The sequence below is a fragment of the Agarivorans sp. TSD2052 genome, from assembly GCF_023238625.1.
Classification (GTDB): domain Bacteria; phylum Pseudomonadota; class Gammaproteobacteria; order Enterobacterales; family Celerinatantimonadaceae; genus Agarivorans.
Genome location: NZ_CP096670.1, coordinates 3,185,381 through 3,210,789 on the forward strand (window position 1 = coordinate 3,185,381; position 25,409 = coordinate 3,210,789).

28 protein-coding genes are annotated in these 25,409 nt (G+C 43.9%); 4 read left to right on the forward strand and 24 right to left on the reverse strand.

Going from position 1 to position 25,409, the window contains the following annotated elements; translation table 11 throughout:
• Positions 1-22 precede the first annotated feature (22 nt).
• Entirely contained in the window at positions 23-1,333 is a 1,311-nt protein-coding gene (rlmD, locus tag M0C34_RS14415; RefSeq protein ID WP_248712375.1) for a 23S rRNA (uracil(1939)-C(5))-methyltransferase RlmD, read from the reverse strand.
• Positions 1,334-1,427: 94 nt separating this feature from the next.
• On the opposite strand from rlmD, the gene barA reads away from it, so the two are divergent.
• Positions 1,428-4,205, forward strand: coding sequence for a two-component sensor histidine kinase BarA (gene barA, locus M0C34_RS14420; RefSeq protein WP_248712376.1), 2,778 nt, complete (start codon positions 1,428-1,430; stop codon positions 4,203-4,205).
• Positions 4,206-4,293: 88 nt separating this feature from the next.
• Here barA and M0C34_RS14425 read toward each other — a convergent pair whose 3' ends face one another.
• The 12 genes from M0C34_RS14425 to rpoE all read right to left on the reverse strand — a co-directional run bounded on the left by M0C34_RS14425 (position 4,294) and on the right by rpoE (position 13,584).
• Positions 4,294-4,590: a hypothetical protein gene (locus M0C34_RS14425; protein ID WP_248712377.1), complete on the reverse strand. Its 297-nt coding sequence runs from the start codon at positions 4,588-4,590 to the stop codon at positions 4,294-4,296.
• A gap of 15 nt (positions 4,591-4,605) precedes the next feature.
• Positions 4,606-4,980 carry a holo-ACP synthase gene (gene acpS, locus M0C34_RS14430; protein WP_248712378.1) on the reverse strand — a complete coding sequence of 125 codons (375 nt, stop codon included), beginning with the start codon at positions 4,978-4,980 and terminating at the stop codon, positions 4,606-4,608.
• 4 nt (positions 4,981-4,984) lie between these two features.
• On the reverse strand, positions 4,985-5,725 hold the full coding sequence (gene pdxJ / locus M0C34_RS14435; RefSeq protein ID WP_248712379.1) for a pyridoxine 5'-phosphate synthase: 741 nt from the start codon (positions 5,723-5,725) through the stop codon (positions 4,985-4,987).
• A 25-nt stretch (positions 5,726-5,750) separates the two neighbouring features.
• Positions 5,751-6,455, reverse strand: a complete 705-nt coding sequence (recO, locus tag M0C34_RS14440) for a DNA repair protein RecO (RefSeq protein ID WP_248712380.1) — start codon at positions 6,453-6,455, stop codon at positions 5,751-5,753.
• Positions 6,456-6,458: 3 nt separating this feature from the next.
• Positions 6,459-7,358, reverse strand: a complete 900-nt coding sequence (era, locus tag M0C34_RS14445; protein WP_248712381.1) for a GTPase Era — start codon at positions 7,356-7,358, stop codon at positions 6,459-6,461.
• Positions 7,355-8,029, reverse strand: a complete 675-nt coding sequence (gene rnc / locus M0C34_RS14450) for a ribonuclease III (protein ID WP_248712382.1) — start codon at positions 8,027-8,029, stop codon at positions 7,355-7,357. The genes era and rnc overlap by 4 nt, the downstream gene beginning before the upstream one ends.
• 9 nt (positions 8,030-8,038) lie before the next feature.
• The gene (gene lepB, locus M0C34_RS14455) at positions 8,039-8,953 is read right to left on the reverse strand and encodes a signal peptidase I (protein ID WP_248712383.1); all 915 of its coding nucleotides are present in this window, start codon (positions 8,951-8,953) and stop codon (positions 8,039-8,041) included.
• A 1-nt stretch (position 8,954) separates the two neighbouring features.
• Positions 8,955-10,760 carry a translation elongation factor 4 gene (gene lepA / locus M0C34_RS14460; protein ID WP_371923074.1) on the reverse strand — a complete coding sequence of 602 codons (1,806 nt, stop codon included), beginning with the start codon at positions 10,758-10,760 and terminating at the stop codon, positions 8,955-8,957.
• Positions 10,761-10,969: 209 nt separating this feature from the next.
• Complete coding sequence (locus M0C34_RS14465) at positions 10,970-11,425, reverse strand: SoxR reducing system RseC family protein (protein WP_248712385.1); 456 nt, start codon at positions 11,423-11,425, stop codon at positions 10,970-10,972.
• Complete coding sequence (locus tag M0C34_RS14470; RefSeq protein WP_248712386.1) at positions 11,403-12,434, reverse strand: MucB/RseB C-terminal domain-containing protein; 1,032 nt, start codon at positions 12,432-12,434, stop codon at positions 11,403-11,405. The genes M0C34_RS14465 and M0C34_RS14470 overlap by 23 nt, the downstream gene beginning before the upstream one ends.
• An 11-nt stretch (positions 12,435-12,445) precedes the next feature.
• On the reverse strand, positions 12,446-12,982 hold the full coding sequence (locus M0C34_RS14475; protein WP_248712387.1) for a sigma-E factor negative regulatory protein: 537 nt from the start codon (positions 12,980-12,982) through the stop codon (positions 12,446-12,448).
• 23 nt (positions 12,983-13,005) lie between these two features.
• Entirely contained in the window at positions 13,006-13,584 is a 579-nt protein-coding gene (gene rpoE / locus M0C34_RS14480; RefSeq protein ID WP_248712388.1) for an RNA polymerase sigma factor RpoE, read from the reverse strand.
• Between the two features lie 198 nt (positions 13,585-13,782).
• On the opposite strand from rpoE, the gene nadB reads away from it, so the two are divergent.
• Positions 13,783-15,393: an L-aspartate oxidase gene (gene nadB, locus M0C34_RS14485; RefSeq protein ID WP_248712389.1), complete on the forward strand. Its 1,611-nt coding sequence runs from the start codon at positions 13,783-13,785 to the stop codon at positions 15,391-15,393.
• A gap of 67 nt (positions 15,394-15,460) precedes the next feature.
• On the opposite strand, the gene M0C34_RS14490 is transcribed toward nadB, so the two are convergent.
• Together M0C34_RS14490 and M0C34_RS14495 are read right to left on the reverse strand one after the other, a co-directional pair.
• Positions 15,461-15,883: a hypothetical protein gene (locus M0C34_RS14490; protein ID WP_248712390.1), complete on the reverse strand. Its 423-nt coding sequence runs from the start codon at positions 15,881-15,883 to the stop codon at positions 15,461-15,463.
• Entirely contained in the window at positions 15,855-16,100 is a 246-nt protein-coding gene (locus M0C34_RS14495) for an FAD assembly factor SdhE (RefSeq protein WP_248712391.1), read from the reverse strand. The genes M0C34_RS14490 and M0C34_RS14495 overlap by 29 nt, the downstream gene beginning before the upstream one ends.
• 156 nt (positions 16,101-16,256) lie before the next feature.
• Between M0C34_RS14495 and ygfZ the strand changes: the two genes are divergently transcribed.
• Both ygfZ and M0C34_RS14505 read left to right on the forward strand, forming a co-directional pair.
• Positions 16,257-17,201 carry a tRNA-modifying protein YgfZ gene (gene ygfZ, locus M0C34_RS14500; RefSeq protein ID WP_248712392.1) on the forward strand — a complete coding sequence of 315 codons (945 nt, stop codon included), beginning with the start codon at positions 16,257-16,259 and terminating at the stop codon, positions 17,199-17,201.
• Between the two features lie 40 nt (positions 17,202-17,241).
• Positions 17,242-17,454: a DUF1289 domain-containing protein gene (locus tag M0C34_RS14505; protein ID WP_248712393.1), complete on the forward strand. Its 213-nt coding sequence runs from the start codon at positions 17,242-17,244 to the stop codon at positions 17,452-17,454.
• A 67-nt stretch (positions 17,455-17,521) separates the two neighbouring features.
• On the opposite strand, the gene pstB is transcribed toward M0C34_RS14505, so the two are convergent.
• The 9 genes from pstB to M0C34_RS14550 all read right to left on the reverse strand — a co-directional run bounded on the left by pstB (position 17,522) and on the right by M0C34_RS14550 (position 25,364).
• Entirely contained in the window at positions 17,522-18,271 is a 750-nt protein-coding gene (gene pstB, locus M0C34_RS14510) for a phosphate ABC transporter ATP-binding protein PstB (RefSeq protein ID WP_248712394.1), read from the reverse strand.
• A 9-nt stretch (positions 18,272-18,280) separates the two neighbouring features.
• Positions 18,281-19,123, reverse strand: a complete 843-nt coding sequence (pstA, locus tag M0C34_RS14515) for a phosphate ABC transporter permease PstA (protein WP_248712395.1) — start codon at positions 19,121-19,123, stop codon at positions 18,281-18,283.
• Complete coding sequence (gene pstC / locus M0C34_RS14520; RefSeq protein WP_248712396.1) at positions 19,123-20,058, reverse strand: phosphate ABC transporter permease subunit PstC; 936 nt, start codon at positions 20,056-20,058, stop codon at positions 19,123-19,125. The genes pstA and pstC overlap by 1 nt, the downstream gene beginning before the upstream one ends.
• Before the next feature lie 77 nt (positions 20,059-20,135).
• Positions 20,136-20,951, reverse strand: coding sequence for a phosphate ABC transporter substrate-binding protein (locus M0C34_RS14525; RefSeq protein ID WP_248712397.1), 816 nt, complete (start codon positions 20,949-20,951; stop codon positions 20,136-20,138).
• Between the two features lie 211 nt (positions 20,952-21,162).
• Positions 21,163-21,729, reverse strand: a complete 567-nt coding sequence (mepK, locus tag M0C34_RS14530; RefSeq protein WP_248712398.1) for a peptidoglycan L,D-endopeptidase MepK — start codon at positions 21,727-21,729, stop codon at positions 21,163-21,165.
• A 155-nt stretch (positions 21,730-21,884) separates the two neighbouring features.
• On the reverse strand, positions 21,885-23,594 hold the full coding sequence (locus tag M0C34_RS14535; protein WP_248715643.1) for a L,D-transpeptidase family protein: 1,710 nt from the start codon (positions 23,592-23,594) through the stop codon (positions 21,885-21,887).
• A 131-nt stretch (positions 23,595-23,725) separates the two neighbouring features.
• Positions 23,726-24,265 (reverse strand): DUF924 family protein, encoded by a 540-nt coding sequence (locus M0C34_RS14540; RefSeq protein WP_248712399.1) that lies wholly within the window; start codon positions 24,263-24,265, stop codon positions 23,726-23,728.
• A gap of 23 nt (positions 24,266-24,288) precedes the next feature.
• Positions 24,289-24,744: a hypothetical protein gene (locus M0C34_RS14545; protein WP_248712400.1), complete on the reverse strand. Its 456-nt coding sequence runs from the start codon at positions 24,742-24,744 to the stop codon at positions 24,289-24,291.
• Positions 24,741-25,364, reverse strand: coding sequence for a helix-turn-helix transcriptional regulator (locus tag M0C34_RS14550; RefSeq protein ID WP_248712401.1), 624 nt, complete (start codon positions 25,362-25,364; stop codon positions 24,741-24,743). Before M0C34_RS14550 ends, M0C34_RS14545 begins: the two co-directional genes overlap by 4 nt.
• Positions 25,365-25,409: the final 45 nt, after the last annotated feature.

The following is a 25,409-nucleotide window of genomic DNA, read 5'->3' on the forward strand; positions in this document are numbered from 1 at the left end:
CAGTCAAACCGGTTTCACGCTGTTACCGCGTAAACAGCGCCATTGTTTCTACATGCTCGGTATGAGCAAACATGTCAATGAGTGCGAGCTTGACCAGTTTATACCCTGCTTGATTTAATACTTTAGCATCTCTAGCTAAAGTCGCCGGATTACAAGACACATATACTAAGGTGCTTGGGCTAAGCTTTGCAACCTCAGAAATGGCCAGCTTTGCTCCTGCCCTAGCGGGGTCTAATAATACTTTGCTCACTTTAACATTTTTCCAATGCTTGGCGGTTTCGGGATCCTCTAAATCGCCAGTATAAGCCAATATATTGGTTAAGCCGTTAAGCTTGGCGTTGCTTAGCAGCTGTTCGCTCATCTGCGCAACGCCCTCCACGGCAATAACTTGCTTGGAATGTTGAGCCATTGCCAAACTAAAATTGCCAATGCCCGAGTAAAGGTCAAGCACCACATCTTCAGAACCAAGTTCAAGCCATTCAATCGCTTTATTGACCATTTTTTGATTCATCGATGCGTTCACTTGAATGAAGTCACCCGGCGTAAACGCCAACTTAAGTTGCTGCTCATCCAATTGATAAAATGCCTGCTCGCCACGTAACCATTGCTGTTTGTCTGCTTCCACCAACAATAGGGCAATATTTAATTGCTCCGCCAGGGCGCTTAAGCTTGCCACCCATTTGCTCGCTAGCGCTTTGGTTAGCCGTATGCGACACACCACCATCGGTTCACAGTCTATTAAGTCAATGTGACCCAAACCCACAGCTTTAGGCCAACTACGTAATGCGTGTTGTAGAGGCACAATCAAACACGATAAGCGCTCTGTGAGTACCATGCACTCGCTGATCGGCGTGAGCTGCTTACTGGCTTTTTGCCTAAAGCCCACTAACCACCCCTGTTTATTGTCAAACCAAGTACTTAAACGGCTCACCCTGCGGTAGTGCCATTCTTGATCTGCCTCCTGCTCTACTTCAGGCAAATCTTCATAAGCCGACAATCGACTAATGAGTGAAGCGACCGCTGTTTGTTTAAATGAACGTTGATCTTGCGCGGTCAAATGCTGGACGCTACACCCACCGCAGTCGCGGTAAAATTGACAACGAGGGACAATGCGCTGCTCAGCATCGGTTAAACGTTTCAGCAGTTTAGCCGGCCCTGATTTACCCGCGGGTTGAATCTTGATTTGTTCCCCGGGTAAGGCATCAGCCACAAAATAAGTCTCACGCCCGGCCTTCACAACCCCGTGCAAATGATGGTCTAACTGAGTAACCGTGCAGTCGGTAATCGCCTTAAGGCGAATAGATTTTGGTTTTGCTTTAAAAAATTGAGCCATAGGGGGGACTTATTTAACCAGTGAATACAAAAAAGGGTGGGCTTATGTCATCATAAGCAATTGGAACCATGTCATTTTCCCATAAGAAACGTTTATGACCAAGTATGGCTTACGCGCCCGTGTATATATCCTCACCATCATACCCACTTTATTTGTGGGCATCTTGCTGGCCAGCTATTTTACGTTTAATCGTAACCAACAACTAGATAACTTTGTTATTGAGCAAGGGGTCAATGTCATCGAGCCCTTGGCAATAGCCAGTGAAGTTGGCCTCAGCAGGTATAACAGAGAAAAAGTTAAATCGCTGATTAGCGTGACTCATCGCAAGATGTCGCCTCTAATAAAAAGTATTGCGGTCTATGACCAAAATAACCAGCTTTTTGTTACCAGTAACTACCATCGTAATATCCGCCTGTTACAAAGTGATCCTGAACTGCCGCTACCGCAATCTACCCAAGTAGAAATCTATCCGAACCGAATCATTTTGAGGGCGCCGATTTGGGCAGAAGCCGAGGGTAGCTTTGCTGCATTCAGCGATGGTAAACCCGAATTACTGGGTTACATTTCTATGCAATATAACAAAGACCGAGCCTTGTTATTACAGTTTAGAGATACCACGGTTGCACTGTTCATTGTATTGTTTGGTGTGCTGATTAGTGTGTTATTTGCCTTCCAGCTGAGTAAACAAGTAACCCAACCGATTACCAATATGGTTAGTATCGTAGATAGGATCCGCCAAGGCCGTTTAGATGCGCGAGTTGAGGGCAGTTATACCGGTGAATTAGGGCTGTTAAAACACGGTATCAACTCTATGGCTAAATCGCTGGCTGAATACCATGAAGAGATGCACCAAAGTATTGACCAAGCCACCAGTGACTTGCGCGAAACCCTAGAGCAAATTGAAATTCAAAACATTGAGTTAGACATTGCCAAAAAAGAAGCTCAGCAAGGCGCCAAAGCAAAATCAGAGTTTTTGGCTAACATGAGTCATGAGCTACGCACCCCGTTAAACGGTGTCATTGGTTTCGCTCGCCAGTTACTCAAAACTCAACTCAACAATAATCAAGCTGACTATTTGTTAACTATCGAAAAATCTGCCAATAATTTATTAGCAATCATTAATGACATTTTAGACTTTTCCAAGCTAGAAGCCGGCAAATTAAAACTCGACAGAATTGAGTTCAACTTCCGCGATACCATTAACGACGTAGTCACCCTACTCGGTCCTAGCGCTCAGGATAAAAATCTTGAACTCAATCTATTGATAGAACCCAATGTACCTGAAGGCTTACGTGGCGACCCGCTGCGCTTGCAACAGGTATTTACCAACTTATTGGGCAATGCGATAAAGTTTACCCATAAAGGACAAATAACTGTAAAAATTGGTTTGGTAAAACAGCAAGGGCAGCAAGTCATTCTTCATGCCTTGGTTCAAGATACTGGAATTGGTATATCTAAAGAACAGCAATCACAACTATTCCAAGCCTTCAAACAAGCGGATACCAGTATAAACCGTGAATATGGTGGAACCGGCTTAGGTTTAGTGATCACCCAAAAACTGGTGCAACAAATGGGCGGCGATATTAAGCTCAACTCTGAGTCTGAACAAGGCGCAGAATTTGCCTTCAACATCCACTTAGAGTTAGCAGATATGGTGCTGGGAGCACCATTACCGCTGCAAGCGTTAAATCAACTCTCGGTAGTGCTGTACGAGCCTCATGCCGTTAGCAGAGAAGTCATAGAAGGTTTAAGCCAACAGTGGCAGATGCAATTATTCAGCGCTCGTGATAACCAACAGTGGTCAGAGGCATTAAATCAAAATCCAAGCCACTTAATTATTGGCCATAGTGATTGGCAAAACTTAACCCCTTTATTAAGCAAAATACAACAAGCGGCCAATGAAAACCGAAATGTGATAGTACTGATCAACTCTAGTGATCCTGATATTCACCAGCAAGTATTAAATGCAGGTGCTTACCATTGCTTAACTAAGCCGGTCAATCACCGTAAATTGGCTCAGGCCTTAGTGGGCGAACGTACCGAAAACACTCAACTATCTACTCCAAATAATGCCGTTCAACGAGACAAGCTCGTTCTTAAGATCTTAGCGGTTGATGACAATGCCGCTAACCTCAAACTTATTTCAGCCATGCTTAACGAGTTAGTGACAGAAGTAGATACCTGCACTAACGGCTTAGAAGCGATTACTCGGGCAGAATCTAAAGCGTATGATTTAATATTAATGGATATTCAAATGCCTATTTTAGATGGCATTAGTGCGAGCCAAAAAATCCGCGAGCAAAGTCATAATCAACAAACGCCTATCATTGCCGTTACTGCTCATGCCTTAAGCGGAGAGAAACAACAATTACTCAGCCAAGGCATTGATGACTACCTCGCCAAACCGATCGATGAATCGTCGTTAGAACAAATCATTCACCGTTGGCAACCTAACGCTGAAACACTAGTGCTTGATGCATCCAATCCCGCGCTAAACCCTTCTAACAATATTCAGTTTGAAAGTGACAGCTTATCGTGGCAGCTTGCTTTAAACCGAACCAACAACAATCAAGCGCTTGCCATTGATATGCTAAAAATGTTGTTAGACAGCTTTCCAGAGATGCAACAGGGTATCGATCAGGTCCTCAACAAAGCGCTAGAGTGCGCAACGTTCCTTAGCTTGATACACCGTTTCCGCGGGGGCTGTGCCTATAGTGGTTGTAAACACTTAGTGGCGCTAACGGCCACTATTGAGGAAACATTAAACCAGCATGCAAATGTAGACCTTGTAGAGCCTGAGCTGTTAGAGCTGTCCGACGAAATCGCGAAAGTGAAAAAGGCCAGCAAGCAGTTATTTGAGCAGCTCAATTAGCCTATACAGTTCAACAAGCGCTAATGGCCACACCATAAAAAAGCCGCTCCATAGAATGGAGCGGCTTTTTTATTCGGTGCAAACGCTATTAATCGTTTTTAGGGGCTTCGTCCATCAAGAACCGACCCGTCAATACTTGGCCTCGATTACGCTTACAATACCAGTTATAAAACGGGTAGCTAATCAAGCCAAAGATGGCCGTTACAAAAGCGTTACTAAAGGGAGAAATAATCATCGGCAGCAATGCCTGTATTAAATTCCCGCCATTCATGATGGTGTAGATTAACAAGGCTAAACCTGCAATTACACCCACACCAAAACCTACTAAAGCAAGCAGTTTCATTAAGCCAAATAAATCTAGCTGTACTCTATAACGCTCAATCACTTCAATTCTCCTACTTCAGCGCTCTAAAATTACCGTTGCTACGGCATAGTCACGCTCGTCACTAATACTTATAAACTGCTTACTAACACCAAGCTGTTCAGCTAAGGCTAATGCAGCACCGCTGAATATCAATATGGGTTTACCTAAGGGGTCATTGCTTACTTCAATTTGCTGAAAGCCTACGCCCTTAGCGATACCCGTGCCTAGGGCTTTGGCTGCTGCTTCTTTAGCAGCAAAACGTTTAGCTAAAAATCGCGCTGCTGAGCTATGCCCTTCAAAACGCTGCATTTCTGTAGGTGTAAGGACCCTCTTCGCTAAGCCAGAGAACTGCTTACTTTCAGCAATTCTAGCTACCCGCACAATGTCTGTCCCTAAACCTACAATGGCCATTAATCTAGCCTTCAGCTTTACGCGCTTGTACCATCAATGCTTTCATTTCACTGACGGCCTGATTCATTCCTACCAACACCGCACGCGCGATAATCGCATGGCCAATATTTAGCTCGATAACTTCAGGCATTGCCGCAATAGGTTGTACATTATGGTAGTGTAAGCCATGCCCAGCGTTGACCTTAAGTCCTTTATCACTAGCATAACTTGCCGCTGCGGCAATTTTTTTCAATTCACTTTGTTGGGCTAACTCGTTTTCTGCATCTGCGTAATGGCCAGTATGCAGCTCAATAAACGGAGCACCTGAAGCCAATGAAGCATCTATTTGGTCATCATCAGCATCAATGAATAGTGATACTAGAATCCCTGCGTCTTTCAGTTTAGTTACCGCGGCGGTGATTTTATCCAAATTAGCCACGACATCTAAACCGCCTTCAGTAGTCAGTTCTTCGCGTTTTTCAGGCACCAAACAAACAAAGTGAGGTTTGTGCTCACAGGCAATGTCGACCATTTCATCAGTGACGGCCATTTCCAAATTAAGTCGGGTTTGCACAGTCTGACTCATTATGGCTACGTCACGGTCTACAATATGGCGGCGATCTTCTCTTAAATGAATAGTAATGCCATCAGCGCCGGCTATTTCTGCAATACCTGCCGCTAACACTGGGTCAGGATAAGTAGTGCCGCGCGCTTGGCGTAAAGTAGCAATATGGTCAACATTAACGCCTAATAAAATTTCACTCACGAGATTTCCTTTTTCAACAATACGGTTATTTAACCGTTCTATTGGTAACTTTAATTTGTTTAAATAATGCGCGACTCGTTAACTCTCTACCATTTAACAATTGAGCAATGGCAATTCTACAGAATCGTTTGGCGCATACTAAGTGTGCTGCGTTGGTTTCATCAAAACTTAACAGCATCAAAATATCTTCTCGACTAAAACTAGCATTAGCCAACTGAGCAGAGCTTATAAAACCTTGATCTAAACGATACTGATAATGTTGGCCTTCAGCAAGCCTCTCTGGTTCACTTAAGGCAAACCCTAGTTCAGTTAATAGACTTAACTCAAACTCTCGCAAACAGACCTCTAAGGGTTGCTGCTTGGCTAGCGCGACTAGACTTTGTTGGTATTTCTGGTACAAGCAAGGATAGGCAGTATTCTCGTCTAACAAATGGTATAGCAACTCATTAAGGTACAAGGCACTATACAAATGCTCGCCAAACAAAGGAAAAGCTAAACTACTCGCTTCAGCTTGTTTTAGGTTAAGCAATGACCCTTTCCCTGAAAGCTCAACCAGCAGCGGAACACCGGGTTGCAAAATGCCTTTCAAGCGGGAGCGCTTGGCTCTTGCCCCTCTGGCGACCACACTCACCTTGCCAGCTTCAAAGGTAAACAACTGAACCAATAAGCTGGTTTCGCGATATGGACGCGTATGGATAACAAAAGCCGGAGTCATCGGCTGAGCAGACAAGTTTTACTCGTCTCCGTAACCTAAACTGCGTAAGGCTCGCTCATCATCAGCCCAGCCAGACTTCACTTTCACCCACATTTCCAGAAACACTTTATTGTCGAACAATTTTTCCATATCTAAGCGCGCTTCTTTGCCAATGGTTTTTAGCTTCTCGCCTTTATTACCAATAATCATTCGTTTTTGACTAGGTCGCTCAACCAAAATTAGCGCGTTAATCTGATATACACCATTCTCTTGCATCTTAAACTGCTCTATTTCTACGGTAGTAGAATAAGGCAACTCTTGACCGGTAAAGCGCATCAGCTTTTCACGGACAATTTCAGCCGCCATAAAGCGAGATGAACGATCAGTAATATAATCTTCTGGAAAAAAGTGCACATTTTCAGGCAGTGTTTGTTGAGCCCAGCCGCGCAATTGTTCTATGTTCTTACCTTGCTTGGCAGAAATAGGCAAAATGTGTGAAAAATCAAATTTTTCACTCATTAACTGCATGTGCGGGAATAACTCTTCTTTATCTTGAACGTTATCCACTTTATTAATCGCCAGCACAACCGGTACTTTTAGGTGGCGCAGTTTACCCAACACCATTTCATCATCAGTTGTCCACTTAGTGCCTTCAACCACAAAAATAACCATCGATACATCACCCAGAGAACTGGTGGCTGCGCGGTTCATTAAACGGTTAATCGCTCGTTGCTCTTCAACGTGCAAGCCAGGCGTATCAACAAAAATAGTCTGATAAATACCAGCGGTGTCGATCCCCAGAATTCGATGTCGAGTCGTTTGTGGCTTTTTCGAAGTGATACTCACCTTTTGACCTAATAGGTTATTCAGTAAGGTAGATTTACCGACATTGGGTCGACCAACAATCGCCACAAAACCACAGCGGGTATCATAATTCATACTAAACGCTCCAAAACAAGTTCAGCAGCTACTTGCTCTGCTTTACGCCTGCTAGTGCTAGTGCCGATAACGGGTTGGTCTAAACCTTCCACCTTACAGCTAACCGTAAATTGTTGATTATGTGCCTCGCCTTTTATTTCGACGACTTGATAATCAGGCAGTACTTGTTTACGCGATTGCAAAATTTCTTGTAAACGGGTTTTAGGATCTTTTTGGCTCAGTCCTGGCTCAATGTTTTCTAAGCGCTCGTTATACCAAGTAAGCAGTAACTGCTGCGCTTGGTCGGCACCTCTGTCCAAATACACTGCGCCAATAATTGCTTCAACAGCATCGGCTAAAATAGATTCGCGACGAAAACCGCCACTTTTCAGCTCACCAGGGCCTAACTTGATATAATCACCTAGCTCGAAGGCTCGCGCTAATTCCGCGAGGGTTTTGCCCTTTACTAAAGTAGAGCGCATCGGGCTTAAATCACCCTCTGATACATGAGGAAAACGACGATAAAGCTCATCAGCAATCACCCAGCTTAGTACCGCATCACCTAAAAACTCCAACCGTTCATTATGAACGCCGCCAGCACTGCGATGAGTGAGTGCTAGGTGTAACAAACTCTCATCTTTAAATTGATAACCGATCGCTCGTTGTAAGCGTTCAGGATTTGAACTATTCATTATCTACCTTTACTTAATCGCGCCAACGCGATTGAATCGAACACCCGTTGGTATCCATCCTGGCAATATTGAATCTTCGGCGCGCTCAAATTCAAAGCTAATCCATATAGCTACGGCTTTACCCACTAAGTTGTCATCAGACACAAAGCCCCAAAACCGACCATCCATACTGTTGTCGCGGTTATCACCTAAAGCCAAATAATGGCCGGCCGGCACTATCCATTCATCTTGAGCGGTGCCCGATTGGGGATAATAACTTGATACTCTTTCTGGTCTTGCTGGGTTAACCAATATTTCATGTTCAAAATCAGCTAACTGCTCAGTATAATTTTGTAAAGGAATCACCCCATCCCAAAACTTCCCTTGCTCACCAATACTTAGAGGAACAGCCGCCATTTTGCTACAGGGCTCATCATGGCACTTTGGCTCGATAAACAATTGTTTGTTGCGGTAAATAACGCGGTCACCTGGTAAACCAACAATCCGCTTAATGTAGTCTACCCGGGTGTCCAGCGGGTATTTGAATACCGCAATATCACCCCGTTCAGGCGATCCAGTTTCAACGATAGTACTGCGTGTAACCGGATCTTTTAAACCATAAGCAAATTTTTCCACCAAGATAAAGTCACCAACCAATAGGGTGGGCATCATTGAACCTGATGGAATCTGGAAAGGCTCGTAAATAAACGAACGCAAAATCATTACAATCGCAATGACCGGAAACACCGAGCGTCCATTTTCTATCCAGCTTGCAGGCGCGGTAATTTTCTCTTCTGCGTCACTAGGTAAACTTCCACCAGCAGCACTGCGAGCTTCTTGCAGTTTAAGCTCACGCTGCTTTTCCCAACGAAATTTATCTAAAGCCCAAATGATTCCAGTTATAAAGGTAGCGATAACCAAAATCAGCGGAAATAGTGTAGCCATGTTAGTCCTTTCCAATATGTAGAACAGCTAAGAATGCTTCTTGGGGAACTTCTACGTTACCCACCTGCTTCATCCGTTTCTTACCCGCTTTTTGCTTCGCTAGTAGTTTCTTCTTACGGCTCACATCGCCGCCATAACACTTAGCGATAACGTTTTTACGTAACTGTTTAACCGTTGAACGAGCAATAATATGCATGCCAATTGAGGCTTGAATAGCAATATCAAACATCTGACGAGGAATAAGCTCTTTCATCTTATCAACCACTTGGCGGCCACGTGATTCCGAATGATCTTTATGGGTAATTAGCGCAAGAGCGTCTACTCTATCGCCATTAATCATAATATCAACTCGCACCATATTGGCAGCTTGGAAGTGCTTGAAGTTGTAATCCAGCGAAGCGTAACCACGGCTGGTTGATTTTAGCTTATCAAAGAAATCTAACACCACTTCGGCCATTGGGATTTCATAGGTTAAAGCGACTTGCTTGCCGTGATAAGCCATATTGATTTGCATACCACGTTTTTCAACACACAAGGTAATCACGTTACCCAAATACTCTTGGGGCACCAATATATTAACTTCAGCGATCGGCTCACGAATTTCGGCAATGTTATTGGTAGGCGGCAATTTGGCGGGGCTATCTACAAATAACTCGTCACCGTTGTTCATTTCAACCTGATACACCACGGTCGGTGCCGTAGTAATCAAATCAAGATCGTATTCACGCTCCAAACGTTCCTGAATGATTTCCATGTGCAGCATGCCCAAGAAACCACAACGGAAACCAAAACCTAGTGCGGTTGAGTTTTCTGGCTCATAAAACAATGAAGCGTCGTTTAGGCTTAGTTTACCTAAGGCATCACGGAAGTTTTCGTAATCATCAGAACTGGTAGGGAACAAACCAGCATAAACCTGTGGTTTCACTTTTTTAAAGCCCGGTAAGGCTTCGGTAGAACCATTTTTTAAGGTGGTTAATGTATCACCTACCGGCGCGCCTAAAATGTCTTTAATACCGGCGACAATATAGCCCACTTCACCGGTTCTTAGGATGCCTGTACTGGTTTGTTTAGGAGTGAAAATCCCTACTTCGTTAACTACATGGGATTGCCCCGTAGACATAACGACCATTCTTTCGCCAGCTTTCAACTCACCATTGGTGACTCGAACCAAAGAGACAACACCTTGGTAATTATCAAACCAAGAGTCGATAATCAGTGCTTGCAATGGGCCTTCGCTGTTACCAACTGGTGGCGGAATATCTCGAACAATAGTTTCGAGTACATCGCCGATACCTAAGCCCGTTTTAGCCGAACATACGGTAGCGTCGGTGGCATCAATCCCTACGATATCTTCAATTTCTTCTGCGACTCGGTCAGGGTCAGCTTGCGGTAAATCAATTTTGTTGAGCACTGGAATGACTTCCAGCTCCATTTCCATGGCGGTATAACAGTTGGCCAAGGTTTGCGCTTCTACACCTTGCGCCGCGTCAACAACCAGTAAAGCACCCTCACAAGCCGCCAAAGAACGTGAAACTTCATAAGTGAAGTCAACGTGTCCTGGGGTATCAATAAAGTTAAGCTGATAGGTTTCACCGTCATTTGCGGTGTAATCTAAGGTGACACTTTGTGCTTTAATGGTAATTCCGCGTTCACGCTCTAAATCCATAGAGTCTAAAACCTGCGCTTCCATTTCGCGCGCGCTCAAGCCACCACAATGCTGGATAAGTCGATCTGATAACGTCGATTTACCATGGTCAATATGGGCAATAATCGAAAAGTTACGAATATTCTTATTTATCAAGGGCATACCTTTGTAAAATCAATGGCGACAAAATTTCATTTCGCCTTTCTTAAAAATGCAGCAATCGTGCATTATATCGTTGACGCGGATACTACCACAATCCGCCAAGAACCAAAAAAAATGCGCTATATTTTCAGCACTCTGTTATTAGCGTAAAAACAAAAAACGCCCTAGAAGAAGGGCGCTGGGATGATTCGCATAACAAATGCTGATAATTATTGGCTTCGTCGAATCATCTTAGGCTTATAACTGGCGTGCCCCATAAAACGTTTTGTATAGAGCTTGACCATCACAAAGCCAATCAACAAGCCGCATAGTGAAGTGATGATCACGACCCCTTCACTTACTTGAGTGGCTTTACCCATTCCAGCGCCGGCAATCAACAGTAACAAGGGCAGTAAATAAACCAACAAGGCGCTATTGAGCATATTTTTTGAGTTTAAGCCCAATTCAATACTATCCCCGACTTTGACTTCTTCAGTGATTTCGACACTTAACTGATGCGTTCTCGTTGGGAACGCTTTTGCTATTGCGCTATTTCCACAATGCTCAGCGCTACCGCAACTGCCACAAGCGCTTTTACTCACGCACTCAACCAACGCTTGGCCTTGATTAAAACCAACAACTTTAGCGGTTTCAATAATCAATTTAGGGTTGTTGTGTTGGCTCACTTGGGGTCTCCAAATAAGGGCCAATCTTCACCGAGTCCGCAATTTTAGAGGCCGTTTCCGGAGGGATTTCACCCACCACGGTAATCTCAACGCCTTTTCTTACTACGGTATGTAAACTGGTGGCCCCTTGACGGACTAACTGCTCACGTAAAGGATTGGTTTGGCCAATGACATTGGCGTAAACAGAGATATCAAATAAACCATCACTGAGCTTTATGTAGTCTACTGATTCAGACAAAATTGCCAGCGAATGTTGTTCTTTTTGAGCAACTTGCATTCCACTCGGTTGCCAACCTAGACGCCAATTAATATCATGAGTCACATCATGAACCGCGTCTTTTCCTGCTACTTTACTGGGTAATTCAAGACTGGCTAACTCTTTCATCCATTCTGTAGGATGTTCAAATTCTGCCAGAGTGACCGCCATGTGCTGTTCAACCAACTCGCCATTTTGATCAACAATATCAAGCCGCAAAGGAAGCTGAGAACTATAATCAATCCAAAAATACAAACCGTAAAGATCAGCTGATTTTGGCACAATTCGCATGACTTGAGCAGGGCGACCTGCCACCCTACTTTTTCCAGCAATGACCAAATCGTAATTAGCGGTTAAACTGTCTATATCTACCGCAGCTAAATTACCGAACATGCCCGGCAAACGGGTTGACGCCAAACTATAAGGGGTTTGTCCCGGCTCAAAAAAAGCCACTGAGCCATCTCGGTAAACGGCTTCATTCGCTGGGCCGTTCAAATACACCCGGTGCGCAAGCTCAAGACCATCAACCACGCCGTGAATTAATCGCTTTGGCTCTATATGACCTTGGCGCACAGTGATTGACGCTAACTCAAAATTACGTTGATGAAATGACTGCTGATATTCTTTAAGTAGGTTTAAGGCGGTTTGGGTTTGAGGAATAGAAGAAGATACAGACGTTTCTGTATCCTCGGCAAAAACAGAAAAAGATGCCAGTAATACAATTACTGGCATCCAAAATTGGTTAAAACGCATAGCTTATATTTTTACTCTACAATTCGCTGCTGAAAACGATGATCCTGAAGGTACGCACTGATGCGCTTACGTTGCTCTATCACTTCAGCCTCAGTTAACTCCCGAGGTAAAGGATTAGACTGCAAGCTTACCGGGGCAACCGAACCGCCAACAGGTACTGTACTAAATACCGGCAATGGCTGCGTCGCATCACCATCGTTGTACGAGTATTGTTGCACACCAACAATCGCCGCAACGGCAACCGAAGCAGCAATGGCATATTGACCCGCGTATTTAAAGAAACTAACCACTTTACCAGAGGGGGCTTTAGTTTCTGTCACTTGGGGTTTAGGCGCAACAATTGCTGGCTCTTGTTCAAGCGCTTGAGCGATATTGCCCGCGATATCTAAGTCAATATATTTAGGCGTTTCACCGCGAAGGACGTCACCAATCAAGTGGTAATTACTCCACTGTTCGGAATGCTCCGGCTCATTGGCTAACAGTTCTAACAAAGCTGCATCAGTTAATTCATTATCAACCAATGCTGATAGCTGCTCTTTATTTGCCATATTCGTTATCAATCCCCAAAAAGTTACCTGCTTAACAGCGGCTGGATCCGTTTTTCAATTGCATCCCTTGCTCGGAATATCCGTGATCTCACGGTTCCAACAGGACAATCCATAACACTTGCAATTTCTTCGTAACTTAGACCATCTATTTCACGAAGCGTTATTGCAGTACGCAAATCATCGGGTAGTCCTTCTATTGTAGCAAAGACTACCTCTTTTATTTCTTCTGATAACAGCAAAGTTTCTGGCGTGTCAGCTTCTTTTAGTGCTTCTCCACCATCATAAAACTCAGCTTCATCTGCATCTACATCGTTTGCTGGGGGCCTACGCCCTTGGGCAACAATATGATTTTTAGCTGTATTAACCGCTATACGATACAACCAAGTATAAAACGCACTTTCTCCGCGAAAGTTAGGTAAAGCACGATAAGCCTTAATAAACGCGTCTTGCGTTACATCAGGAACATCACCATGATTCACGATATAACGTGATATTAGGTTAGCGACCTTGTGTTGGTATTTTTGTACCAACAAGTTAAATGCTGCTTTATCACCGCGCTGCGTTCGTTCAACCAACGCTTGATCTGTCCATTGCTCTGACATCTGAAGCTACCGTCTCCTTAAATAGGAAGTTTTGGTAACTTTTTTTGCGGCACATCTCTTCAGACTACTTGTTTTCAAAAAAGTTCTCTTTTAACTAAATAAAATTTTGCGCCTCTGTGAGACAGTGCAAACTTGAGTAAGTTTCAGTTAAACTATTATATACTCAAATCTTTTTAAACATCATATAAGAGCGCATCTATGGAATACACTAGCGATGTTCTAATAATAGGCAGTGGCGCTGCAGGCTTAACCATGGCATTAAACCTCGCCGATTATGCCAAAGTCCACGTCTTGAGCAAAGGACCTCTAAAAGAAGGTTCAACTTATTATGCCCAGGGAGGGATAGCCGCTGTATTTGATAAGAATGACAGTGTAGAAGAACATGTCAATGATACTCTTATCGCCGGAGATGGCTTATGTGATGAAGCCGCGGTTAAATTTACTGCAGAAAACAGCAAAAAATGTATCGATTGGCTGATTAATCTAGGGGTTCCCTTCGATCAAGAAACCGCCAAAAATGGCGAGTCTCAGTATCATCTTACTCGCGAAGGTGGGCACAGCCGTAGACGAATTTTGCATGCCGCAGACGCTACCGGAAAAGCCGTTCAACGAACCTTGGTAAGAGCGGTATTAAGCCACCCAAACATCACCATATTAGAGCGTTTTAATGCGGTAGACCTGATAACCCAAGAGCAAGCAGGTAAAGAAAAAGTCGTGGGCGCCTACGTCTGGAACCGAAATAAAGAACGAGTAGAAGTAGTAAAAGCAAAATTTGTGGCAATGGCGACAGGTGGCGCGAGTAAAGTATACCAATACACCAGTAACCCTGATGTCAGCAGTGGCGACGGTATCGCGATGGCCTGGCGAGCGGGTTGTCGCGTGGCAAATATGGAGTTTAACCAATTTCACCCCACTTGCTTGTTCCACCCAGAAGCGCGTAATTTCCTATTAACCGAAGCGCTGCGAGGCGAAGGTGCTTTATTAAAACGCCCTGATGGTAGCCGCTTTATGCCCGATTTCGATTCTAGGGAAGAATTAGCACCTCGAGATGTCGTCGCCCGCGCTATTGATTACGAAATGAAACGCCTAGGAGCCGATTGTGTATACCTCGATATCAGTCACCGTGATGATGAATTTATCGAGCTGCACTTCCCTACCATTTTAAAGCGTTGTTTAGAGCTAGGTATAGATATTCGCACCCAGCCTATCCCTGTAGTACCGGCTGCGCATTATACTTGTGGTGGTGTTGTCACCAACCTTGAAGGCCAAACCGATCTAGCCAATCTTTACGCCATAGGTGAAGTGGCCTATACCGGCTTACACGGTGCCAATCGTATGGCGAGCAACTCTCTACTTGAGTGTGTGGTATTTGCGCATGCTGCTAGCGAACACATTAAACGGCATTTAAACGATGTTCAGCTAACGGCTGAAATAGAACCATGGGATGACAGTCAAGTGAGTGACTCAGATGAAGAAGTGATTATTAATCACAACTGGCACGAGTTAAGACTATTCATGTGGGATTACGTGGGAATTGTTAGAACAAACAAACGCCTAGAGCGGGCTATGCGCCGCATTCAATTATTGCAACAAGAGATTTTTGAGTATTACTCAAACTTTAAAGTAGGCAATAATTTGCTAGAGTTACGTAACTTATTGCAGGTGGCTGAATTGATTGTAGGTTGCGCGATGCGCCGCCATGAAAGCCGTGGATTACATTACAACTTAGATTATCCAGAAAAGCTTGAGACCATTAAGCCTACCATTTTAGACCCTAATACCTTCTACTTAGAAGATAACGAGCTGTAAGCCAACCAAGAAGCAATGCTAGTAAAGTAGTATTGCTTCTGCGTCTATTGACCCTAGCAAAGCATTTTTAGGTAGATTCAAGGTCGCTAGCTTGTTTAGGAAAATTAATAATGAAGCAGAGTTTGCGATAAATATCGTCACTGATGCTATCCGCAAAAATGACTTTAATAGCGAGCTTATCTTGCCGAATAGCGACCACCAAGCAACAGCCCAAAGCCACTCGAGAATTAGCCAACCACCGATACCCTAGCCACTCGTCTGCATGCTTAAAGGCTAATTGTTCGGCACTAAAACACATCTCTGGCTGATAGTGCCTCCAGTGCCACAACAGGCTTGCAATCGCGACCAAGCAAAACGCCGATAAAGGCAGTAATTGTGGAAAACACCATAGCAACACTAGCTGTAAGGTCGCACAGCTCGCAATAAGCGCTAGATAAGTGCGAGAGCGAGTCGCCGCAAATTTATACTTTGACGCGTTTAAGAATGACATCAACCATATCAGCTAGTTGCTTATCTTCGCATTGTTTGTGACCCATAAACCAAGAGAATAAATCCGGGTCGTCACACGCCAGTAAACGTTTAAACGTTAGTTTTTGTTCATCACCTAAATCATCATAAGCTTCATCTACAAAGGGCATAAATAACACGTCAAGTTCTAACATACCTCGACGACAGGCCCATTTTAAACGTGATTTATTTTCCTGCATGTTGTTCCTTGTTTACATGAGTTACACTGGTAAATACGGCTATCGCCTAATAAATTATCCAGTTATAAGTTGATGAAAGCGTGTCTTCGAAGATACCATTTCAGCAACAAAATTACATCTTAATAAGCTTGACCTAGCTCTCAATGGAAGTCGACTATGTCTCAACAAACATTATGCACCCTACCTCCACTTTTAGTTCAACCTCTTGATCAATGGCACCTTGTCAGAGTCAGTGGTGACGATGCACAGAGCTACCTGCAAGGCCAGTTGAGCTGTGATGTAAATAGCTTAGCGCCAGGCCAACAAACCTTGGCTGCACACTGTGACCCTACCGGTAAAATGTGGTCTGTATTACGCTTACTGCGTCTTCAAAGTGACTACCTCTACCTACAACCAAAATCCCTGGCCGAGTCACAACTCAACCAGATGAAAAAATACGCGGTATTTTCTAAGGTAAACATAGAGACTGAATCCTCTTTGCACACTATTGCGGTAATGGGAAGCGAAGCCCCTCATTACATCGCCGCCAAATTTGGCGATGATATCGCCAGCCACGGCGGCCTGATAGAGCAAGGTGTTTGTATACATATTGACGGTCCAAAGCGTCGCTACTTGGTGATAACCGAGTCAGAAAACTGGGGAGCAGACGCCCCAGCAAGTGACTTAGACGCTAATGAGTTATGGCGTGCGCTACAAATCGTTTCGGGCCTTCCGACTCTAGAGCAGGCCACCACTCAGCAATTTATTCCGCAAGCATTAAACTTACAGTACCTTGACGCCATTAGCTTTTCTAAGGGCTGCTATACAGGCCAAGAGACCATTGCTAGGGCCAAATATAGAGGCGCCAACAAACGCGCATCTTTGCGCTTAGCCGGCCATGGCTCAACCGTACCTAAAGCAGGCGATCGCCTTGAACAGCAAATGGGCGAGAACTGGCGTGGTAAAGGCACGGTGTTACAAGCGGTACAGTTAGAGCCTGGCTATATAGAACTGTTAGCAGTCTTAAATAACGATACCGATACTGAAGCCAAATTTCGTTTAGCCGGAGATGAGCAAAGCTTATATACCATCGCCCAGCTACCCTATAGCCTGCAAGATTAGCGGTTTTTAGTGTGGTCTAATGATAGGAACCAGCAGGAATATGAGTAACTCAAACATTAGCGACTCTCCTTGCATTCGTCAGTGTACCTTAGACGGTGATGACGTATGTGTAGGTTGTTTCCGTCATTTAGAAGAAATTTGTGCCTGGACCACCTTGGATGAAGATGGCAAAAATGCCATTTTGCAACGTTGTGAGCAACGCAAAAGCCAACTGAAGCCTTGGCACTTTAGCGCCACAAAATGCTCCCGTTAACCCTACAAGGTATAAATAAGAAAACAGCGTGGCAAAAGCCGCGCTGTTTTCTTAATCCAATGACTAGCTAACCAAAGTCACCATTCACATAACCACGTGTACGTTCATCTTGCGGAGCACTAAAAATTTGTGCGGTGTCACCGTGTTCTACTAACTCCCCCATCCAGAAAAATGCCGTTTTATCCGAAATACGTTTCGCCTGTGCCATCGAGTGAGTCACAATCACAATGGTGAATTTTTTGCGTAATTCATCCATCAATTCTTCAATTTTATGGGTAGCGATGGGATCCAGTGCGCTAGTGGGTTCATCCATCAAAATAACATCAGGTTGAATCGCAATCGTACGGGCAATACATAAACGTTGCTGCTGCCCACCCGACAAACCAAAAGCAGGGCTATTCAAGCGATCTGCCACCTCATCCCACAGCGCAGCACTGCGTAAGGCCGATTCAACGGTATCATCGAGGATTTGTTTATTGCGGATCCCTTGAGCACGTAATCCATAGGCTACGTTTTCATAAATGCTCATCGGGAAGGGATTGGCTTTTTGAAATACCATGCCCACTTTCATGCGCAAAGCGGCAACATTACGGTCTTGGTAAATATCTTTACCTTCGAGCATAACATCCCCATCAATATGCACATTTTCAATTAAATCGTTCATACGATTCAAAGTACGTAACAAAGTAGATTTACCGCAGCCGGATGGGCCAATCAAGGCTGTTACCTTTCTCTCTGGAATAGGTAAATTGATCCCTTTTAATGCGTGGGTATCACCGTAATGTAAATTAAGCTGTTTAACATCAAACTTATTCATATCAATCTCTTAGTAAGAAGCTTTGTTGAATCGACTGGCGATCAATTTCGTTAGCAAGTTAATGGCTAGCACCAAAAAAATTAACACGGTGGCTGTAGCATAAGCCTGATTCCATTCATTCACAGTGAACAATTCTTGGGTAAGTTTATACAAGTGGACCGTTAAGGTTCGCCCTGAATCTAATACCGACTCAGGGATCCTCGTCACCATACCAGCGGTTAAAAACACCGGTGCCGACTCACCAATGATGCGGCCAGTACTTAAAATAACGGCGGTGACAATACCCGGCATCGCAGAAGGTAAAATGACACGCCAAATGGTGTAAATACGCGAGCTTCCCAAGCCGTAAGAGGCTTCACGATAAGCTTGTGGCACCGCGATCAAGGCTTCTTCGGTGGTGCGAATAATAACTGGCAAGATTAAAATGGCTAAGGTCAGCGCGCCAGACAAAATAGAGAAACCTAAACCTAAGGTAACCACAAAGAAGGTCATACCAAATAGGCCATAAATAATTGACGGTATCCCGGCTAATGATTCAGTACAAAAGCGAATTACCTTCACCAGTTTGCTGCCAGGCTTGGCATATTCGGTTAAATACAACGCCGTCATGATGCCAATAGGCGCGGCAATCGAAATCGATAACACCACCATGTACAAGGTAGAAACAATCATCGAGAAAATGCCCGATACTTCCCCTACGGTGGTGTAAGCTGAGCTAATAAACTCCCAACTTACATGGCTAAGGCCGTTACTCAATATGTGCCATAACATCCATACTAAGAACAAGATTGTCATCCCAGCCCCACCCCAAATAAGGCTTATGGCAGCCAAGTCTTCAATACGACGACGCATTATTTAACCCTCTTACGATTAAGCACTAATAATGTTGCATTCAGCAGCATGACAAAAATCAGTAATACGATACCGGTTGAGTAAAGTGAGCTAGCATGAATGCCTGTTGCATAAGACATTTCCAAGGCTATATTGGCGGTTAATGAACGCGCCGAATCTAACAACGAACCCGGCATTGCGGGTGAATTACCCATCACCATAATAATTGCCATGGTTTCACCTACAGCGCGGGCCACGCCAAGTACAATACCGGCCAAAATGCCAGAACGAGCAGCAGGTAACATCACCTTAAAAATAGTGAACATTGGCGAAGCGCCTAAGGCGTAAGAGCCTTCTTTATATGTCTTGGGTATGGCTCTAATTGAGGTTTCAGTAATCGTAATTACCGTAGGTAGAATCATTACCGCCAACACAATAATAGCCGCTAAGACTGTGCTTCCTGCGGGGATATTAAAGGTGCTCTCTATGGCTGGCACAATAATCACCAAGCCAAAAAAGCCATATACCACTGAAGGAATACCCGCCAATAACTCAACGGCTGGTCGAATCACATTCGCTAACCATTTGGGTGCCACTTCTGCCAAAAAAATCGCAGTCAGCAACGCCACCGGTACACCGATGATCACCGCCCCTAAGGCTGAAACGACCGATGCAACGATCATCGCACCAATTCCGTATAAAGCCGGTGGGTACCAAGCTGTGCCCAATAAAAAATTGCCTAAGCCGGCAAACTGAATGGCCGGTAAACCTTCTTGCACTAAAAAGTAACCAATAGTGACTACCGATAGCACACCAATAAGGGCACTAAGCAAAAACAAAAAATTAAAAAACCTGCCAGCCCAATCAACGCGATGGGCCGACTGGCTCAAAGCATCTAATAGTTGGCTATTCTTCAACTCAAACTCGTGAGCAGGGGCAGCTATTGCTTGATTCATTCTATATTTATTCCAAAATCAACACGCGGCAAAGAGGCGCTCTGTGACGCCTCTTTCAATAATTCTCGAAGGAGAGCTTAGTTAACTTCGATGTAGCCTTCTTCAGCTACGATAGTTTGGCCATCAGGTCCCATAATGAAGTCAACAAACTGTTGTGCTTCAGGTGCAGGCTGGCTGTTTACTAGCAACACAAATGGACGAGCAATCCCGTAAGAACCAGCTTGAATATTAGCTTTAGTGGCTGCGGCACCTTCAATGGCTACGGCAGTAAGCGATTCATCAACTGAACCCAGAGAAATAAATCCAATAGCGAAAGGATTATTGGCCACTAGTGTCTTGATAGCGCCATTGCCACTGGCAACTTGGGCACGAGGCGAGATAGCTGTAACAGTGATGCCATTTATTTTTTGGGTTAAACCCATGATGTCTTCAAATGCACCGCGGGTACCAGAACCTACTTCACGAGTCACCGCAACGATGGGCTGGTCAGCACCGCCGACCTCTTTCCAATTGTTAATCTCACCCATGTAGATTTTTTTAACTTGCTCGATAGTAAGGTCACTGACTTGGTTTGCAGTATTTACCGCAACAGCAATGCCATCCATTGCCATCACTAATTCTTTAGTGTCAGCGTTCAACTCACCATCTTTGACCTCACGCGAAGACATACCAATCATGCTCGTGCCTTCTTTTGCTGCACGAATACCCGCAGATGATCCGGTACTTTGTACTTCAACAACGTCTTTTTGAGTGGCTTGGTATTTCTCAGCCAATACCTCCATTATTCCTGATACGGAGGTGGAACCTGAAACGGTAACGGTATTACTAGCAAATGCATTGGCTGCAAATAGCATTGATGCAGCACTTAAGGCGGAAATGAACTTAATTCTCATAATACTTCTCTATGCGATTGAATAATGACAAACAACTTGTCTAAGTCGAGACGCATTGAAACAAGCAAATATGACACTAAGATTACAATGAGATATTTTAAGGAGGTTTTTACATGATAAAGCAGACAAATAATTGGCAAACAAATATAAAAACAGGCTAACGCACTACAAAATACACACGCAAAGAATCCTTTCTCTGCGTATTAGTTAACTATGAACCACGCCAACTACGCACATGACCAGTATCAATGTGAATAAAGCCACTACTTGGGTAATAGCCAACGCCGCCAAGCCCAAGCGCTAAAGCTTCTTTATGTACTTTAGCTAAAGATACACCTTTCACTTTTATATCAATGGCTTGGCCAGTCATATGGAAACTTTTCTTAGCCACTCCAGATCCGTTACCACGTAACATTTCATTGGTAGCAGGAGAGCGATAACCGGAGATTATCTGAAAGAGAACCTCTCCACCTAAGCGGTCTTGCAGTAAAGCCATTTGCATATACAAGGCTCTATCCATTTCTATCGACTCGTTACGTCTAAAATCACGTAATAAGGTATCTAACTGTTTCACTTCCTTGTCTTGAAACTGTCCATCCTTCCAAAAACACACCTCGCAACTCTCATTGGTATGCAAATTGTTTAAACTAAGAATTCGACTACCCGGTATATCTCTAGATATACTTGAACTTGCATAAGTTTTGGGTATTCCAAGACCGATAAATCCAGCGCCTAATCCCAACAACAACGAACGCCTTTTTAGCTTTCGGTCTAACATTTACACTCACCTCAAATGGATCAAAAAACAATCAATTTGGTGTAAAATACCGACGAAATGGGTGAAAAGCAAACAATACGCTAAAAGTGAAACTTATCAACTAGCGAAAATGCTACATAGAAATAACTTAAGCAACTGTTTAAAAGAGTAATTTTTTAGCTAGAGAGTTGTTTAACACTAGGGTCAAAATTGTAAATATCTTTTCGATAATGAAGACCACCGGTTTCATCAAACCAAGATGTGAAGTAAACCAAATAAACAGGTACTTTTTGGCGTAACCTAACCCACTTAGGTTTCCCTTTAGCCACAATCCTCTGTTTATACGACTCACTATAACCCGCTTGTTTTAGCAATTGCTCCGCTAATACTTCTGCCGCTTCTACTCTTACGCAGCCAGAGCTAAAATCACGTTGAAATTCAGAAAAAAGCTCAGGTGAAGAAGTATCGTGTAAATACACTGCAAACTGATTGTCGAAATGGAACTTGTAACCACCTAAAGCATTGCCAGGCCCCGGACGTTGCCGCATTCGATAAGGAAACGCACCAGTATCCTTAACCAGAGTCCAGTCAACTTGTTCGCTGGGTATCGCTTGCCCGTCATAATCAAATAACTCAAAACGTTTGCGCTCAACATAACTGGGATCTTGACGAAGCTTAGGAATGATATCTTTACGTACGATAGTTCTGGGCACGTTCCAATAGGGGTTTATCACCACACTGCTAATTTCACTAACCAACAAAGGGGTGGCCCGTGAGGCTCGGCCCACCACAACCTTAGACTGAAACAATTCACTGCCTTGATTGATATAACTCATTTGATAAGCTGGAACATTAACCACTATTCGCTGCTGCGCAGACGCCTGCATGTACCCTTTCAACAACTGCTCTCTTAAGAGGTTTTTAGCCAACATTTTAGAGCGGTCAATGGGCTTAAAATTAAGCCAATACAGGGTATCTTTACCCACTATTCCATCCGTTTTTAAACCATGCTGTAACTGGAAACGTTTTAATGCCGCCACTGTTTCAGTGTCCATCAAGGGTAAATCAACTTCCAAAAAATGATTGCGCGGATCAAACTCTAATAAGCGTTGCCTCACTTTAGGCACTCTAAAATCATTAGAACCTAAGCGAATTAACGGCCCAAAGTCTATTGCTTCGCTTGGCGCACGATTCTTTTCCACATTCAACCAATGCAACATTTGCTGGCGAAAGCGCAACCGCTCTATATCTAGATCACCACGCAAACCTGCGAGTTGCTGGTAAACCCGCTCATGACTTAAGCTAGCTAACCATGGTTCATCAATGAGTAATTGCAAAGAAAGCTGGTTAATATGGCTTAAGGCCATGCTCTGAGCGTAATCTAAGCCGATTAACTGCTGGTAAAATGCCATTAAACCTAAAAAAGCATCCGTATAAAGGCGATCCCACTGTGGGTTACTGCTGTCGATAGCATTGATTTGTGACAACCAAGACGCTAATGCGTCCGGTCCACCCGCTAAACTCAACTCTAATAACAGCCATTGTATTTGGTCACGGGCATTACGCGCTTTCGCATAGCCATACCAAAGTGGCTGAGGATGAAATTGCTGTATTGATCGCTGCAACTCAGGGTAAATAACCTGATAGTCATCAACATTTGTCACTAAGCGCGACGTATTATTAGGCCAATTTAGTCGGCTTAATAAGCGCTCACCGACTGCTAATTCAGTCGCTTCAGCCGTAGGCTGTTGGCTGTTGACTTGAACCGTTCTTGGTTGGCTATTCGCTTGTTTAAAAACATTACTTGGCTGTTCGCTAGGCCCCAGTATATCTACTGCAGCAGCAACATTAATACAAAACAAAGCACTTATAATGCCTAACAACATACGACTCACTGGCACACCTAAATTAGATACAACACCCTTTAAGCATAGTTTCTCGCTTGGGGTTACAGCATAAAAATAAGTGAATTTTTCATGTCGCGTTGACAATAATTAAACTAAGCCATTGAGAACATTTAGAAAGATGAGTTAGGGCCTGCCAAAAATTCCAGCTCAGCTTGACTAGATGGCCTACCTAATAAAGCATTACGATGAGGGTAGCGACCAAACTGCTCAATAATAATTTTGTGTTTAAGTTCAAACTGGTAATTATTTTCTAGGCCCGGTTGGTTAAATAGGCGCTCTGCTTGTTGGTGAATAAGTAAAGACTCACTATGCATATACGGCATATACATAAAGCCACGTTCATTTAGGCTTAGTTGGCGATCAAACTGTTTTTCAAGCGCTGTTTGCGCTAACGCTAAGGCCAAACCATCTTGGGAAAACGCTGCTGACGAACCTCGATAAATATTCCTTGAGAACTGATCTAATACAATCACTTCAGCCAAACTGCCTTTAGCAGTATCACGCCAAGTAAATAGCTCTCCGGCACAGGCTTGCTTAAGTAAACCCTCAAAACGCTCAGAAATCAGCCGGTCGACCTGATCATCCACACTAAACCATTGCTGCGGTGATAGTTCTTCAAACCAAAAATCTAATACATGTTGAAATGTCATTTAACGCTACCTAGGGTTAAGGGTTAACAGCCACAATCGCCTTGTATCAGCCACTGGCATTGTTGGTAGTTATCAGCCATCGATATCTGACTCAAATAACCAATAACTTCACAACCTTGTTGCCCAAAAGTACAACCTGGTCGTTCGGTGTTTTCCACTTTAATCGCGGTATTTTGATAACGATAAGCCTGCATACTGGTGGTCCCTGGCTCTATCAAAAATGGCTTAGGCTGGGCCCCCCATAGCTCAATTAAAGCACCTTCTCGCATCATCATTGCTTGAGTACCATCAAGTTGCGTTTGCAACACAATAGCAGGACGAAGCGGAGCCTTAGCGGGAAAATAATAGTTACAGCCACAGCCATGCTGTTGTTGTTTAGCCGGAATGCTGGATAACTCGCAAGCGATAAGCTGAGGGCTAAATAACAACGGTAGCAATGCCGCGATACGCAAAGAGCTAAAAACCAAAGCTTTGTTCATGATTTATTTAAAGGCCTTAATGTATAAGCGCACCGGCGCGAACCAGCAACAATATGTTCGGTCCTTTCTACTTCGCACTCAACAAACAGTTTTTGCAACATGTCTAGTTCAGAACGGCATAATCCTTGGCACTCGGTAGCCGCTACGCAAATCGGGCAATGATCTTCTACAAATAAATAATCTTGCTGTTGTTGTTGCCAACTAGCCATGTACCCCTCATGACTGCGTTTATGACTAAGTAGCTCGAGCTTTTCACCGATATCAGTGCAACCGGCTAAGGTTTGCTGGTAAGTAGCAAAACTTTGCTGCTCACGATGGCTGATCAATTGATCCATACCTTCATCGCCAAACACTTGCTTTACCGCCCCTAATAACTGAACGCTCAAATCGCTATGGCAATCAGGAAAACGACCGTGGCCTTTATCGGTAAGCTGCCAATAACGAGTCGGCCTGCCAACCTTAACTTTCTTATCGAAGTGCTCGATTAAGCCCTCTTTTTCAAGGCATTGTAAGTGCTGCCGAACCCCCATGGTGGTAATGGCCAATTGCTCGGCTAACATCTTCACCGTTTGAGTCCCCTGACTTTTAATACGATACAAGATGTTGTCTGTGGTTTTCATTGGCAATTCCTGAGACTTGAATAGTCTCATTATTGTCATTGCCTA